The organism is Dickeya undicola (assembly GCF_000784735.1).
Classification (GTDB): domain Bacteria; phylum Pseudomonadota; class Gammaproteobacteria; order Enterobacterales; family Enterobacteriaceae; genus Dickeya; species Dickeya undicola.
On sequence record NZ_JSYG01000032.1, the window covers coordinates 62,957 to 77,801 of the forward strand.

The following is a 14,845-nucleotide window of genomic DNA, read 5'->3' on the forward strand; positions in this document are numbered from 1 at the left end:
ACGCTACCCTTTTTTTACCGGAGTTTGTTATGTCAATAGATTGGAACTGGGGCATCTTCCTGCAATCCGCTCCGTTCGGAAATACGACCTATTTGGGGTGGATTATTTCCGGCCTGCAGGTCACCGTGTTACTTTCCTTGTGCGCCTGGGTTATCGCCTTCTTGCTCGGTTCACTGCTGGGTATTCTGCGTACTGTTCCTAACCGTCTGCTGGCAGGCATCGGCACCTGCTATGTGGAAATGTTTCGTAATGTGCCGCTGATTGTCCAATTCTTCAGCTGGTATCTGGTCGTGCCGGAATTATTACCGACTAAAATCGGCATGTGGTTTAAGGCCGAGCTGGACCCCAATATTCAGTTCTTCCTGTCGTCCATGTTTTGTCTGGGCATGTTCACCGCCGCCCGCGTCTGCGAACAGGTGCGTGCAGGCATTCAATCGCTACCGCGAGGCCAGAAGGCTGCCGGTCTGGCAATCGGTCTGACGCTTCCCCAAACCTACCGTTATGTCTTGCTACCCAATGCCTACCGGGTGGTAGTGCCGCCGCTGACCTCGGAAATGCTCAACCTGGTAAAAAACTCCGCTATCGCCTCCACCATCGGACTGGTCGACATGGCAGCTCAGGCCGGTAAGCTGTTGGATTACTCCGCCCACGCCTACGAGTCGTTCAGCGCTATCACGCTGGCTTATATCGGCATCAACGCCATCATCATGCTGATCATGCAGATTGTGGAGCGTAAAATCCGTCTGCCGGGCAACCTGGGGAGTAAATAAATGTACAACTTTGACTGGAGTTCGATTCCACCCAGCCTGCCCTACCTGCTCAAGGGGATGAGCGTCACGCTGGAAATCACCCTGATCGCAGTCGTGGTAGGTATTGTCTGGGGCACCGTACTGGCGGTGATGCGCCTGTCTCCCATCAAGCCCATCAGTTGGTTTGCGAAACTGTACGTTAACCTGTTTCGCTCAGTACCACTGGTGATGGTGTTGCTGTGGTTCTATCTGATCGTACCTAGCCTATTACAAAATGTGCTTGGCCTTTCTCCGAAAACCGATATTCGGCTGGTATCAGCTATGGTAGCCTTCTCGCTGTTTGAGGCGGCCTATTATTCCGAGATTATCCGCGCTGGCATACAGAGTATTTCCCGCGGGCAGTCCTCCGCCGCACTGGCGCTGGGGATGACCCACTGGCAATCCATGCAGTTGGTGATTCTGCCTCAGGCATTCCGGGCCATGATCCCCTTGCTGCTGACTCAAGGTATCGTGCTGTTTCAGGATACCTCCTTGGTGTATGTGCTTAGTCTGGCGGACTTCTTCCGTACCGCATCCACTATCGGCGAACGCGACGGCACCCAGGTGGAAATGATCCTGTTTGCCGGGTTTGTGTATTTTATTATCAGCCTCTCGGCGTCGATGCTGGTCAATTATTTGAAGAGAAGGACGGTTTGATGATTTTCCTGAAAAATGTTTCTAAATGGTATGGTCAATTTCAGGTGCTGACCGACTGCTCCACTGAAGTGAAAAAAGGTGAAGTAGTGGTGGTTTGCGGACCTTCCGGTTCCGGGAAATCGACCTTAATCAAAACCGTTAACGGCCTGGAGCCGATCCAGCAAGGTCAGATCGAGGTTAACGGCATCACGGTTAACGACAAGCGTACCAATCTGGCACAATTGCGATCCAAAGTCGGGATGGTGTTTCAGCATTTTGAACTGTTTCCCCATTTATCCATCGTCGACAACCTGACGCTGGCTCAGGTCAAAGTGCTCAAACGCGACAAAGAAGCCGCCCGTGAGAAAGGTCTGAAGCTGCTGACGCGCGTCGGTCTGTCAGCCCATGCCAACAAATTCCCTGGGCAGTTGTCCGGCGGTCAGCAACAGCGTGTAGCCATTGCCCGCGCCCTGTGTATGGACCCGGTAGCCATGCTATTTGACGAACCGACCTCTGCACTCGACCCGGAAATGATTAACGAAGTGCTGGACGTCATGGTGGAACTGGCGCAGGAAGGTATGACCATGATGGTGGTGACCCACGAGATGGGGTTTGCCCGCAAAGTGGCACACCGCGTCATCTTTATGGATGAAGGCAAGATCATTGAAGACACCCGCAAAGAGGACTTCTTCAGTAATCCGCAGTCTGACCGCGCTAAAGATTTTCTGGCGAAAATCCTGCATTAATCTGCACGTATAGGCATATCGCAAGGGTGCTTCGGCACCCTTGTTTTTTTCTCGTGCGCGCCCAGTCAGGGTGAAAACGGCTGACGATGGAATTGGTCATGTCCGCATTTCGGGCATAAAGGCAGGACTTCCGGCGTATAAAATGCCAGGTGATGATGGCACTGTTCACACACCAGGTTGCCCAGCCCGACCACCTCCCCGCTGTGATACACACCGTGATGACTGACATCTTTGAACACTTCGCGCCATTCCAGTTGCGTCCTGTCGGTGATATCCGCCAGGTTCTGCCACAAGCTTTCGCGAATCACCCGCACGAACACGCTATCGGCAAAGGCATTCTGGCTCTCTTCGTAACTGAGGGAGAAGGCTTCCAGATCACGCTGGAGCGCCAGTATTACCTGCTCAATCTCCTTTTGCGTCAGCGCATTGGTTTCCTGTAGCTGCTGCCGGGCATCCGACATCAGCTTATCCATGTCTCGTTCGCCACGGCTTAGCCACTCGGTAACGGCGGTCATCAATTCCCGGTAATACTGCACCACTTTGCTCATCGTGACTCCTTAGCGTGAAAGCGCTTATCGACGGGCCTGCACTGCCTAGTGTAGATGATTTTTCCGACACAACCGGGAGCGGCTTCCCAATCCGCGGGTTTAACCTCCATCTTCGCTACCCGTGCCGCATAAATCAGCCCCAGACCGCCTCAAGCGGTTGTTGAGCCAGTCGCTTATCAGCTATGCTATGCGGATCTTTTGAAATGAAACAGAACATGCTACTGAGGTAGCAATTTTCACTAAGGACCACTGGCAGCCATGCAAGAGCAATACCGCCCAGAAGAGATCGAAGCGCACGTCCAGCTTCACTGGCAAGAAAAACAGACTTTCAAAGTGACCGAAGAACCCGGCAAGGAAAAATACTATTGCCTTTCCATGCTGCCTTATCCTTCTGGCCGTCTACACATGGGGCATGTCCGCAACTACACCATCGGCGATGTGATCTCCCGTTATCAGCGTATGCTGGGTAAAAACGTGCTGCAACCGATTGGCTGGGATGCCTTTGGCCTGCCAGCTGAAGGGGCGGCGGTGAAAAACAATACCGCACCAGCGCCCTGGACCTACGCCAATATCGAATACATGAAAAACCAGCTGAAACTGCTGGGCTTCGGTTACGACTGGGATCGCGAAGTCGCGACCTGCAAACCGGATTACTACCGTTGGGAACAGTGGTTCTTCACTAAGCTGTATGAGAAAGGCCTGGTTTACAAAAAAACCTCAGCAGTGAACTGGTGCCCGAACGACCAGACTGTACTGGCTAACGAGCAGGTGATCGACGGGTGCTGCTGGCGTTGCGACACCAAGGTGGAACGCAAGGAAATCCCACAGTGGTTTATCAAAATTACCGCCTACGCCGACGAACTGCTTAACGACCTGGATACGCTGGAAAGCTGGCCAGAACAGGTCAAAACCATGCAACGTAACTGGATCGGCCGTTCCGAAGGGGTGGAAATCACCTTCAATGTGGCCGACGGTGCAGATACCCTGACCGTCTACACCACTCGCCCAGATACCTTCATGGGTGTGACCTATGTTGCCGTGGCGGCGGGCCATCCTCTGGCGTTGAAAGCGGCAGAAAACAACCCCGCCCTGCAAGACTTTATCGTCGAATGCCGCAACACCAAAGTGGCGGAAGCCGACATGGCGACGATGGAGAAAAAAGGCGTCGCTACCGGTCTGTACGCCATCCACCCACTGACCGGCGAGAAAGTGCCAGTGTGGGCCGCCAACTTCGTGCTGATGGAATACGGCACCGGTGCGGTCATGGCGGTGCCGGGCCACGACCAGCGCGACTGGGAGTTTGCCCACAAATACAGCCTGCCGGTGAAACCGGTTATTCTGTTGGCCGACGGTAACGAGCCGGACCTGTCTGCTCAGGCACAAACAGAAAAAGGCCGTTTGTTCAACTCCGGCGAATTCGACGGACTGGATTTTGACGCTGCCTTTAACGCCATTGCCGACAAACTGGTGTCACAGGGCGTCGGTCAGCGTAAAGTGAATTACCGCCTGCGTGACTGGGGTGTGTCCCGTCAGCGCTACTGGGGCGCGCCGATCCCGATGGTAACGCTGGAAGATGGCACCGTCATCCCGACACCGGAAGATCAATTGCCGGTAATTCTGCCTGAAGACGTGGTGATGGACGGCATTACCAGCCCGATCAAAGCCGACCCGGAATGGGCTAAAACTACCGTCAACGGCCAGCCAGCACTGCGTGAAACCGATACCTTCGATACCTTTATGGAGTCGTCCTGGTATTACGCGCGTTACACCTGCCCGCAGTACGATCAGGGCATGTTGGACCCGGCTGCGGCCAACTACTGGCTGCCAGTGGATCAGTATGTCGGCGGTATCGAACACGCTATCATGCACCTGATGTACTTCCGCTTCTTCCATAAACTGATGCGTGACGCCGGTCTGGTTAACTCCAACGAACCAGCCAAACGTCTGCTGTGTCAGGGGATGGTGCTGGCGGATGCGTTCTACCATCTTGGCAACAACGGTGAACGTATCTGGGTATCGCCGACCGACGTCACGTTAGAGCGCGACGACAAGGGCCGCATCACCAAGGCGTTCGATAAAGAAGGCCGTGAACTGGTGTACGCTGGCATGAGCAAGATGTCGAAATCGAAAAATAACGGTATCGACCCGCAGGTCATGGTAGAACGCTACGGTGCCGACACAGTGCGTCTGTTCATGATGTTTGCCTCCCCGGCAGAAATGACGTTGGAGTGGCAGGAATCCGGCGTGGAAGGGGCGAATCGATTCCTGAAACGCGTGTGGAAACAGGTTTACGACCACACGGGGAAAGGGGCATCTCAACCGCTGGATGCCGCCGCACTGACGGAAGACCAAAAAGCACTGCGCCGTGACTTGCACAAAACCATCGCCAAAGTAACGGATGATATCGGCCGTCGTCAGACCTTCAACACCGCTATCGCCGCGATCATGGAGCTGATGAACAAGCTGGCTAAAGCGCCGCAGGAATCAGAACAGGACCGCGCGCTGACGCAGGAAACGCTGCTGGCCGTCGTGCGGATGCTTTACCCGTTCACTCCGCACGCCTGCTTCGTATTGTGGCGCGAGCTGAAAGGCGAAGGCGACATTGATCAGGCACCGTGGCCGGTAGCGGACGAACAGGCAATGGTGGAAGACTCCCGCCTGGTCGTGGTACAGGTCAACGGTAAAGTTCGCGGCAAAATCACCGTAGCAGCCGATGCCACCGAGCAGCAGGTTCGCGATCGGGCGGCACAGGAGCCTCTGGTAGCCAAATATCTGGATGGCGTAACCGTTCGTAAGGTGATTTTCGTTCCAGGCAAACTGCTTAACCTGGTTGTGGGTTAAGGCAAGGAGGTACTGTGCGACACCCGTTTTTAACGCTGGTGCTGGGGCTGGTGGTCTTGATGACCGCCGGCTGCGGCTTTCATCTGCGCGGCACCACTCAGATGCCGGAGCAGTTGCATAATCTGATTCTGGACAGTGGTGACCCCTACGGTCCGATGACGCGGGCCATCCGTGAACAGTTGCGTCTCAACAACGTTAACATTATGGAAAATACCGCACGTAAGGATCTGCCATCTTTCCGTTTTATGGGGGACCATCTGACACGTAACACCGTATCTATTTTCCAGGATGGGAAAACAGCAGAGTATCAGTTGGTTCTGGAAGTCAAAGCACAGGTGCTGATTCCGGGTGATGACATCTATCCGCTCAACGTAACGATTTTCCGTTCCTTCTTCGATAACCCGCTTGCTGCGTTGGCTAAAGACGCGGAGCAGGATATCGTGCTGCGTGAAATGCGTGTTCAGGCGGCCCAGCAGTTGGTACGAAAACTACTGACAATCAAAGGAAGCCAGAACGCGAAGATCAATCAGAAGGCGCAGGCCGCTACATCCGCACCGGCACACCCATGATTCGGATCTATCCCGAGCAATTGACCGCGCAGCTCCATGAGGGGCTGCGCGGTTGTTATCTGTTGTTCGGCAATGAACCTCTATTGCTGCAGGAAAGTCAGGACAAAATCCGGACGGTCGCCCATCAGCAAGACTTTCTGGAACACTTCAGTTTCACGGTGGATAACAACACCGACTGGGATGCTATTTTTTCCACCTGTCAGGCGCTCAGCCTGTTCGCCTCCCGCCAGACTCTGTTGCTGACTCTGCCGGACGCGGGTCCCGGTGCCCCCGTTGGCGAGCAACTGGTCAAGCTGTCCACCTTGCTGCATCCCGACATTCTGTTGATGGTCAGGGGCAACAAACTCACCAAAGCGCAGGAGAACAGCGCCTGGTTCAAGGCGTTGTCGCAACAGGGTGTGTACGTCCCCTGTATGACGCCAGAGCAGGAACAACTCCCCCGCTGGGTGGCGCACCGAGCTAAAAGCATGAAACTGGAACTGGATGACGCAGCCAGCCAGTTGATTTGCTATTGCTACGAGGGGAATCTGCTGGCGTTGGTGCAAGCGCTGGAGCGACTGTCGTTGCTGTATCCGGACGGTAAGTTGACGCTGCCGCGGGTCGAACAGGCGGTCAACGATGCCGCACACTTCACCCCATTCCACTGGCTGGATGCGCTACTGGGCGGTAAAAACAAACGCGCCTGGCACATTTTGCAGCAGTTGCGGCTGGAAGAATGTGAGCCCGTTATCCTGCTACGTACCGTGCAGCGGGAATTGCTGTTGCTGCTACAGTTGAAGCGACGGATGGCAACAACACCGCTGCGCACACTGCTAGACCAGCACAAAGTGTGGCAAAACCGACGTCCGCTGTTGACGCAAGCACTGCAACGTCTGTCACTGCCCCAGCTCCAGCAGGCGATTACTCTGCTGAGTCAGCTGGAGATCACCCTGAAACAGAATTATGGGCAGCCGGTCTGGGCTGAGCTGGAAACGCTGTCGATGATTCTATGCGGTAAAGCGCTGCCCGACGGCCTGCTTGAGGTATAGCGATTTGTCGACGCTCCCGGTTACCCCACCGCTGACTGCCTACTTTGGCGGCACGTTTGACCCGATTCATTACGGGCATCTGCGCCCGGTCACCGCGCTGGCGCAAGAAATTGGTCTGCAACGCGTTATTCTGCTGCCCAACAACGTGCCACCACACCGTGAGCAGCCAGAAGCCAGTGCCAGCCAACGTAAGACCATGGTTGAGCTGGCGATACAAGACAACCCGCTGCTTCAGATTGACGATCGTGAACTGCAACGCGCCACGCCGTCCTATACCATTGAAACGCTGGAGGCGTTACGTGCCGAGAAAGGTGCCGCCGCGCCGCTGGCGTTTATTATCGGGCAAGACTCACTGTTGACGCTGCATCGCTGGCACCGCTGGCAGGAAATCCTGAATTACTGTCATTTGCTGGTCTGCGCCCGCCCCGGTTACCACCAGCAGTTGGACACCGCCGAGCTGGAAGCCTGGCTAACCGCGCACCAGACTCACGATGTCGACTTGTTGCACCGTCACTGTCACGGGCTGATTTACCTCGCCCATACCCCACTCCTGCCGATCTCCGCTACCGACATCCGTCAGCGGCGGCAGCAAGGCCTCGATTGCCATGATCTGCTGCCCGAAAGTGTGCTGAAGTATATTGACACACACAGACTCTATCGATAGCCATGCGTTGATACCACTCACTATAAGGCCGTGATATACTCCGCCGCTGGTTTCGGCTATAGAAAAATCGCCAACCGTCACGGTGAAACGGCTAGTTTACCAAACCCAGCCAACCCACATAACCGGCAGATTTACCACTCATTAAAGGGGGAACCTTTGCAAGGCCAAGCACTCCAAGATTTCGTTATTGATAAACTTGACGATTTGAAAGGTCAGAATATCGTTGCCCTTAATGTAAAAGGGAAATCCAGTATCACTGACTGCATGATTATTTGTACTGGCACCTCCAGCCGTCATGTCACCTCCATCGCCGATCACGTTGTGCAGGAATCCCGCGCTGCCGGGCTGATGCCGTTAGGTGTTGAAGGGAAAAACGACGCCGACTGGGTCGTGGTCGATCTCGGTGATGTGATCGTCCACGTGATGCAAGAAGAGAGCCGCCACCTGTACGAACTGGAAAAACTCTGGGGCTGATATGAAGCTGCAACTGGTCGCCGTTGGCACCAAAATGCCCGACTGGGTGCAGACCGGCTTTACCGATTATCTCCGCCGTTTTCCTAAAGACATGCCGTTTGAACTGGTAGAGATTCCGGCAGGTAAGCGCGGCAAGAACGCTGATATCAAACGGATTCTGGAACGAGAAGGCGAACTGATGTTGGCCGCCGTCGGTAAAGGCAACCGCATCGTAACGCTGGATATTCCCGGCTCACGTTGGGAAACGCCGCAGTTGGCGCAACAACTGGAACGCTGGAAACAGGACGGGCGCGATATCAGCCTGCTGATTGGCGGCCCTGAAGGACTAGCACCACAGTGCAAAGCCGCCGCGGAGCAAAGCTGGTCGTTGTCGCCGCTGACGCTGCCGCATCCACTGGTGCGCGTGCTGGTCGCAGAAAGTCTGTACCGTGCCTGGAGCATTACCACCAATCATCCTTACCATCGGGAGTAAGGCGAACGATGAACCCTGTGAAGTAGCAATCGCTGGATGAATATAGAACGCAAACCCTTTCGTGACTATACGGCAGAGGCAGCCCTGTTTGTACGCCGGGCGCTGGTCGCGTTCCTGGGTATTTTGCTGCTGAGCGGTATTCTTGTCGCCAATCTCTACCACCTGCAGGTTTTACGTTTTGACGATTATCGTACCCGTTCGAATGAAAACCGCATCAAGCTGGTGCCAATCGCCCCGAGTCGCGGCATCATCTATGACCGCAACGGCACCCCGCTGGCGCTCAACCGCACGATTTATCAGCTGGAGCTGATTCCGGAAAAGGTCAACAACCTGGAGGAAACGCTTCAGGCACTCAAGTCGGTCATTGACCTGACCGACGAAGACATCGATAACTTCAGAAAAGAGCGTAAACGTTCGCGTCGCTTCACCTCCATCCCAGTCAAAACCGGATTAAATGAAGTGCAGGTTGCGAGCTTCGCGGTCAATCAGTACCGCTTTCCCGGCGTAGAGGTCAAAGGCTACCAGCGTCGCTACTATCCTTATGGCTCAGCGTTGACCCATGTCATCGGTTACGTTTCCAAAATCAACGATAAGGATCTGGAACGGCTGGATAAGGAAGGCAAACTGGCGGACTATGCCGCAACCCACGATATCGGCAAGCTCGGTATTGAACGCTATTACGAAGATGTACTGCACGGTAAACCGGGCTACGAGGAAGTGGAAGTCAATAACCGCGGCCGGGTGATTCGCCAGTTGCATGAACAACCACCGCAAGCCGGTAAAGATATCACCCTGACACTGGACCTCAATCTCCAGCTCTATATCGAAAAACTGCTGACAGGCAGCCGAGCCGCCGTGGTGGTCACCGACCCTCGGGACGCAGGTATTCTGGCGATGGTATCCACCCCCAGCTACGACCCGAACCCGTTCGTCGACGGCATTTCCGGCAAAGCTTACCGGGAACTACTCAACGATCAGAATCGGCCACTGATTAACCGCGCGACACAAGGGGTGTACCCACCCGCCTCTACTGTCAAACCCTACATCGCGGTATCCGCTCTTAGCGCTGGAGTTATCACGCCTTACACCTCGTTGTTTGACCCCGGCTGGTGGCAGTTGCCCGGCTCGGAAAAACGCTTCCGCGACTGGAAAAAATGGGGGCATGGGCGTTTGAATCTCACCAAGTCGCTGGAAGAATCCGCCGATACCTTCTTCTATCAAGTCGCCTATGACATGGGTATTGACCGCTTATCTGAGTGGATGGGCAAATTCGGTTACGGTCATCTCACTGGTATCGATCTGTCTGAAGAACGGGCCGGGATTATGCCGACCCGTGACTGGAAGATGAAACGCTACAAGAAACCCTGGTATCAGGGTGATACTATCCCGGTCGGCATCGGCCAGGGCTACTGGACCGCCACGCCTATCCAGATGATCAAAGCGCTTACCACGCTGATTAACGACGGCCAGGTCAAGGCACCACATCTGCTTAGCAGTACGCAGGAAAACAACACTCAGGTGCCTTACCGTCAGGCGGAACACCAGCAGATCGGCGATATTCGCTCCGGCTACTGGGAAATCGCCAAAGACGGGATGTACGGCGTCGCTAACCGGCCAAACGGCACTGCCCACAAATTCTTTGCCGATGCACCGTATAAAATTGCAGCCAAGTCAGGGACGGCGCAGGTATTTGGCCTGAAGGAAAATGAAACCTATAACGCCAACCGGATTGCCGAGCGGCTGCGCGACCATAAACTGATGGTCGCTTTCGCCCCTTACAGCAACCCGAAAGTCGCCATGTCCATCATTCTGGAAAACGGCGGTGCAGGGCCAGCTGTCGGGACCATCGTGCGTCAAATCCTCGACCATATTATGTTGGGCGATAACAATACCAACCTGCCAGACGCGCCACCGTCGCCGCCAGGCAGTGAAACCGAGTAGAGGCACCATGACAGACAGTCAACAAAAAGGCTCAATCTGGACCAAAATGCACATTGATCTGCCTTTCCTTCTGTGTGTAATGGCGTTACTGGGCTACAGCCTGTTCGTCATGTGGAGCGCCAGTGGGCAAGACACCGGAATGATGGAGCGTAAGATAGCCCAATGCGTGCTGGGGCTAGTCGTCATGATCGGTATGGCGCAAATTCCGCCACGAGTCTATGAAGGTTGGGCCCCGTATCTGTACATCTTCTGTTTTATCCTGCTGGTCATGGTGGATGTATTCGGCCAGATCAGTAAAGGCGCACAACGCTGGCTGGATTTAGGCGTGGTGCGTTTTCAGCCGTCGGAAATCGCCAAAATTGCAGTACCACTGATGGTCGCTCGCTATATCAACCGCGATATGTGCCCACCATCGTTAAAAAATACCGGCATCGCGCTGGCACTGACGTTCGTCCCGACGCTGCTGGTTGCGGCCCAGCCAGACCTTGGCACGGCTATCCTGATTTGTGCGTCCGGCCTGTTTGTACTGTTCCTCGCCGGTATGAGTTGGCGACTGATCGCTATCGCAGCCATTTTGCTGGCAGCGTTCATCCCCGTTTTGTGGTTTTTCCTGATGCATGATTACCAGCGTGACAGGGTAATGATGCTGCTGGACCCAGAAACCGACCCGCTCGGTGCCGGTTATCATATTATTCAATCAAAAATCGCCATCGGTTCCGGCGGTTTGACCGGTAAAGGCTGGTTGCATGGCACCCAGTCTCAGTTGGAGTTCCTGCCAGAACGCCATACCGATTTCATCTTTGCAGTACTGGCCGAAGAACTGGGACTTATCGGTGTACTCATCCTGCTGGCGTTATACCTGTTCCTGATCATGCGCGGCCTGGTGATCGCCGCCAATGCGCAAACCTCGTTCGGCCGGGTGATGGTCGGTGGCTTGATGCTAATCTTTTTCGTGTATGTGTTTGTTAACATCGGCATGGTGAGTGGTATCCTGCCGGTGGTCGGGGTGCCGCTGCCGTTGGTCAGCTATGGCGGCTCGGCGCTGGTCGTCTTGATGGCGGGATTCGGTATCGTCATGTCGATACACACTCACCGCAAAATGTTATCCAAGAATTTATAGGGGTGAGCAATGCGTAAGGATTGGGTTTGGATTGGCGCGATCAGCCTGGCTCTGGCAGGCTGTGCGGTGACGGAACAGCCTCAGTCGCCCTCACCGCAGGCCACGACATACAATGGCCCGGTGGAAGAAATTAGCGGTGCAGAACCGCGCTACGAACCGTACAACCCCGCCAACATGCAGGATTACAGCATGAACGGCAAAACCTACCGTATTGTCAAAAATCCGGAGAATTTCAGTGAAAGCGGTTTTGCCACCTGGCACGATCGAGAATCCGTCGGTAATCGCACCGCGACCGGCGAAGAATTCGACGTTAACGCCATGGCCGCAGCCCATCCCACATTACCGATTCCCAGCTATGTGCGCGTCACTAACCTCAGCAACGGCCGTCGTCTGGTGGTACGCGTCAACGACCGCGGACCTTATACGCCAGGCAGAATCATCGATCTGACCAAAGGTGCGGCTGACCGCCTTAATCTGTCCAACAATACCAAAGTGAAGGTAGATTTCATCAGCGTAGCACAGGACGGCTCACTTTCTGGTCCCGGTACTATCGGCACTCGTGTTGCCAAACAGAGTTTTGCCCTGCCGTCACGTCCAACGCTAGGCTCCAGCGGTCTGGGGACTCCGGTCATGGAAAGTGCACCGGCTACTGCCGCTGCGGTGCGGCCGATCAGCAACGCCACATTAACGCCGACAACAACAGGTAATAGCAGCAACACGATCGTCAGTGGCAACGCATCAGTCAGCAATACCGGTGCATCAAGCGGAGGCAGTTTCCTCGGTGCGCCTAAGCCACTGCCCAGCGGAGTACTGGAAAGCCCAGAGCCGACATCTGCCGCTACGCCGCTCAGAGCAACGACGATGGCGACAGCACCGGTTGCCGTTCAGCCGTCACGCACACCGTCACAACCGACAGTGCCAGCGGGTTCCGGCAATATCGTGGTGCAGGTCGGCGCGTTGAGCGATCAACAGCGGGCGCAAACCTGGCTGAAAAGCCTGAATGAGCGCTTCCGTGTGCCAGGAAAAGTCACCCTGAATAACGGCTTATATCGTATCCAGTTAGGGCCGTTCCAGAGCCGTCAGCAAGCTGCCGACCTGCAACAACGCCTGTCCAGCGAAGCACAACAGCCGTCATTTATCACCACGGTATCTGGCGCGCAGTAACGCACATACTCTCGAAAGAGGGATAAATTCCCTCTTTCTTTATCTGTACGAGCGATAACGATATCATCCTGAAAATTGGCAAAATCGCGTAACGTATTGTCTGGTGCCGCCCCGATTTTCATCTGTTATAGTGTGGCTCGTTTTTTAACTCATACCCACGGATGTTGTTGTTCCAATCATGAAAACAGTAATCACGTCTTGTTTTACCAAACGTATTGCGCTCGGCACGTTGCTCGCCATCAGTGCATCCACTTTCGCCTACGCAGACGACATTAATCTGAAAACCATGATTCCTGCCGTCCCGGATATTGATGCCGAAGCGTATATCCTGATTGATTACAACTCGGGTAAAGTGCTGGCGGAAAAGAACGCCGACACCCGTCGCAACCCCGCCAGCCTGACAAAAATGATGACCAGCTACGTCATTGGCCAGGCGATTAAAGCCGGGAAGATAAGCCCAAATGATGTCGTGACTATTGGCAAAGACGCCTGGGCTACCGGTAACCCCGATTTCCAGGGCTCCTCGCTGATGTTCCTCAAACCGGGCGATCGCGTACCCGTTTATTTGTTGAACAAAGGGATTATTCTGCAATCCGGTAATGATGCCTGCGTCGCAATGGCTGACTACGTAGCGGGTAGCCAGGATTCGTTCGTTAATCTGATGAACGGTTACGTCAAAGCCCTGGGTTTACAGAACACCAACTTCAAAACAGTCCACGGCCTGGATGCTGAAGGTCAGTACAGCTCAGCCCGCGACATGGCACTGATTGGTCAGGCATTGATCCGCGATGTCCCGGATGAGTACGCGACCTATAAAGAGAAAGAGTTTACTTTCAACAATATCCGCCAGATGAACCGTAACGGCCTGTTGTGGGACAGCAGCCTGACCGTTGATGGCATCAAAACCGGTCATACTGCCTCCGCTGGTTACAACCTGGTAGCCTCCGCAACCGAAGGCCAGATGCGCCTGATCTCCGCCGTAATGGGTGGGCGGACGTTCAAAGGCCGTGAAACAGAGAGCAAGAAACTACTGACCTGGGGCTTCCGCTTCTTTGAAACCGTAGCACCGCTGAAAACCGGCAAAGAGTTCGCTTCTGAACCAGTGTGGTTCGGCGATAGCGACCGGGTATCGCTGGGCGTGGATAAAGATGCCTATATCACTATTCCTCGTGGCCGCATGAAAGACCTGAAAGCCAGCTATGTGCTGACCAATGCGGAATTGCACGCACCACTGGCCAAAAACCAGGTGGTGGGCACCATCAACTTCCAGTTAGACGGCAAAGTGATCGAGCAGCGTCCGCTGGTGGTGATGAACGAAGTCAAAGAAGGCGGAATTTTCGGACGACTGTTCGACTACATAAAACTGATGTTCCACCGCTGGTTCAGTTGATCCCCCTTGAATCTTGAGCAACAGCCCTTATGTTGCTCACTTAAGGATCGAACAACAGGATTTCGGTCATACTTAACACTCCCGCTTCGGCGGGAGTGATAATTTTGTACTAATGAATGACTCTGGAGTCGCCATGAAAACCAAACTCAACGAATTGCTTGAATTCCCTTGTTCATTTACCTACAAAGTCATGGGGCTGGCAAAACCAGAGCTGGTGGATCGGGTTGTGGAAGTGGTTCAACGCCATGCTCCCGGCGACTATAACCCGCAAATCAAACCCAGCACCAAAGGCAACTACCATTCGGTGTCGATTACTATCATCGCCACCCATATCGAACAGGTAGAAACGCTATACGAAGAATTGGGTAACATCGATATTGTACGTGTGGTGCTGTAACGCCGACGCTCTCTGACCTTGTCTCCTGAATACGGAGACAAGTGAGGAAACCGCTATTCGCTGTAGC

Annotated in this window: 15 protein-coding genes; 14 read left to right on the forward strand and 1 reads right to left on the reverse strand. The window is 54.4% G+C overall.

The features are described from left to right. The first annotated feature begins 29 nt into the window (after nucleotides 1-29). The 3 genes from OB87_RS14310 to OB87_RS14320 are packed head-to-tail and all read left to right on the forward strand — an operon-like array spanning nucleotide 30 to nucleotide 2,170. Nucleotides 30-770, forward strand: a complete 741-nt coding sequence (locus tag OB87_RS14310) for an amino acid ABC transporter permease (RefSeq protein ID WP_033570097.1) — start codon at nucleotides 30-32, stop codon at nucleotides 768-770. Further along, nucleotides 771-1,445 carry a glutamate/aspartate ABC transporter permease GltK gene (gene gltK, locus OB87_RS14315; RefSeq protein ID WP_033570098.1) on the forward strand — a complete coding sequence of 225 codons (675 nt, stop codon included), beginning with the start codon at nucleotides 771-773 and terminating at the stop codon, nucleotides 1,443-1,445. Further along, the gene (locus OB87_RS14320; protein WP_033570099.1) at nucleotides 1,445-2,170 is read left to right on the forward strand and encodes an amino acid ABC transporter ATP-binding protein; all 726 of its coding nucleotides are present in this window, start codon (nucleotides 1,445-1,447) and stop codon (nucleotides 2,168-2,170) included. The genes gltK and OB87_RS14320 overlap by 1 nt, the downstream gene beginning before the upstream one ends. Before the next feature lie 65 nt (nucleotides 2,171-2,235). On the opposite strand, the gene OB87_RS14325 is transcribed toward OB87_RS14320, so the two are convergent. Then, nucleotides 2,236-2,718 carry a zinc ribbon-containing protein gene (locus tag OB87_RS14325; RefSeq protein ID WP_033570100.1) on the reverse strand — a complete coding sequence of 161 codons (483 nt, stop codon included), beginning with the start codon at nucleotides 2,716-2,718 and terminating at the stop codon, nucleotides 2,236-2,238. A 258-nt stretch (nucleotides 2,719-2,976) separates the two neighbouring features. Here OB87_RS14325 and leuS point away from each other — a divergent pair, with 258 nt between their 5' ends. The 11 genes from leuS to ybeD all read left to right on the forward strand — a co-directional run bounded on the left by leuS (nucleotide 2,977) and on the right by ybeD (nucleotide 14,778). Then, nucleotides 2,977-5,559 (forward strand): leucine--tRNA ligase, encoded by a 2,583-nt coding sequence (leuS, locus tag OB87_RS14330; protein ID WP_033570101.1) that lies wholly within the window; start codon nucleotides 2,977-2,979, stop codon nucleotides 5,557-5,559. Between the two features lie 14 nt (nucleotides 5,560-5,573). Continuing rightward, on the forward strand, nucleotides 5,574-6,128 hold the full coding sequence (lptE, locus tag OB87_RS14335; RefSeq protein ID WP_033570102.1) for an LPS assembly lipoprotein LptE: 555 nt from the start codon (nucleotides 5,574-5,576) through the stop codon (nucleotides 6,126-6,128). Continuing rightward, on the forward strand, nucleotides 6,125-7,156 hold the full coding sequence (gene holA / locus OB87_RS14340; RefSeq protein WP_033570103.1) for a DNA polymerase III subunit delta: 1,032 nt from the start codon (nucleotides 6,125-6,127) through the stop codon (nucleotides 7,154-7,156). The genes lptE and holA overlap by 4 nt, the downstream gene beginning before the upstream one ends. Next, nucleotides 7,146-7,820 (forward strand): nicotinate-nucleotide adenylyltransferase, encoded by a 675-nt coding sequence (nadD, locus tag OB87_RS14345; RefSeq protein WP_050515723.1) that lies wholly within the window; start codon nucleotides 7,146-7,148, stop codon nucleotides 7,818-7,820. Before holA ends, nadD begins: the two co-directional genes overlap by 11 nt. 156 nt (nucleotides 7,821-7,976) lie before the next feature. Then, nucleotides 7,977-8,294: a ribosome silencing factor gene (gene rsfS, locus OB87_RS14350; protein ID WP_033570105.1), complete on the forward strand. Its 318-nt coding sequence runs from the start codon at nucleotides 7,977-7,979 to the stop codon at nucleotides 8,292-8,294. A gap of 1 nt (nucleotide 8,295) precedes the next feature. Next, nucleotides 8,296-8,766, forward strand: coding sequence for a 23S rRNA (pseudouridine(1915)-N(3))-methyltransferase RlmH (gene rlmH / locus OB87_RS14355; RefSeq protein WP_012883860.1), 471 nt, complete (start codon nucleotides 8,296-8,298; stop codon nucleotides 8,764-8,766). A gap of 36 nt (nucleotides 8,767-8,802) precedes the next feature. Beyond that, nucleotides 8,803-10,707, forward strand: a complete 1,905-nt coding sequence (gene mrdA, locus OB87_RS14360; protein WP_033570106.1) for a peptidoglycan DD-transpeptidase MrdA — start codon at nucleotides 8,803-8,805, stop codon at nucleotides 10,705-10,707. Nucleotides 10,708-10,714: 7 nt separating this feature from the next. After that, entirely contained in the window at nucleotides 10,715-11,827 is a 1,113-nt protein-coding gene (mrdB, locus tag OB87_RS14365; protein WP_033570107.1) for a peptidoglycan glycosyltransferase MrdB, read from the forward strand. A gap of 9 nt (nucleotides 11,828-11,836) precedes the next feature. Next, nucleotides 11,837-12,991, forward strand: a complete 1,155-nt coding sequence (gene rlpA, locus OB87_RS14370; RefSeq protein ID WP_033570108.1) for an endolytic peptidoglycan transglycosylase RlpA — start codon at nucleotides 11,837-11,839, stop codon at nucleotides 12,989-12,991. 178 nt (nucleotides 12,992-13,169) lie between these two features. Then, nucleotides 13,170-14,381, forward strand: coding sequence for a D-alanyl-D-alanine carboxypeptidase DacA (gene dacA / locus OB87_RS14375; protein WP_033570109.1), 1,212 nt, complete (start codon nucleotides 13,170-13,172; stop codon nucleotides 14,379-14,381). Between the two features lie 133 nt (nucleotides 14,382-14,514). After that, on the forward strand, nucleotides 14,515-14,778 hold the full coding sequence (gene ybeD / locus OB87_RS14380) for a DUF493 family protein YbeD (RefSeq protein WP_013316963.1): 264 nt from the start codon (nucleotides 14,515-14,517) through the stop codon (nucleotides 14,776-14,778). Nucleotides 14,779-14,845: the final 67 nt, after the last annotated feature.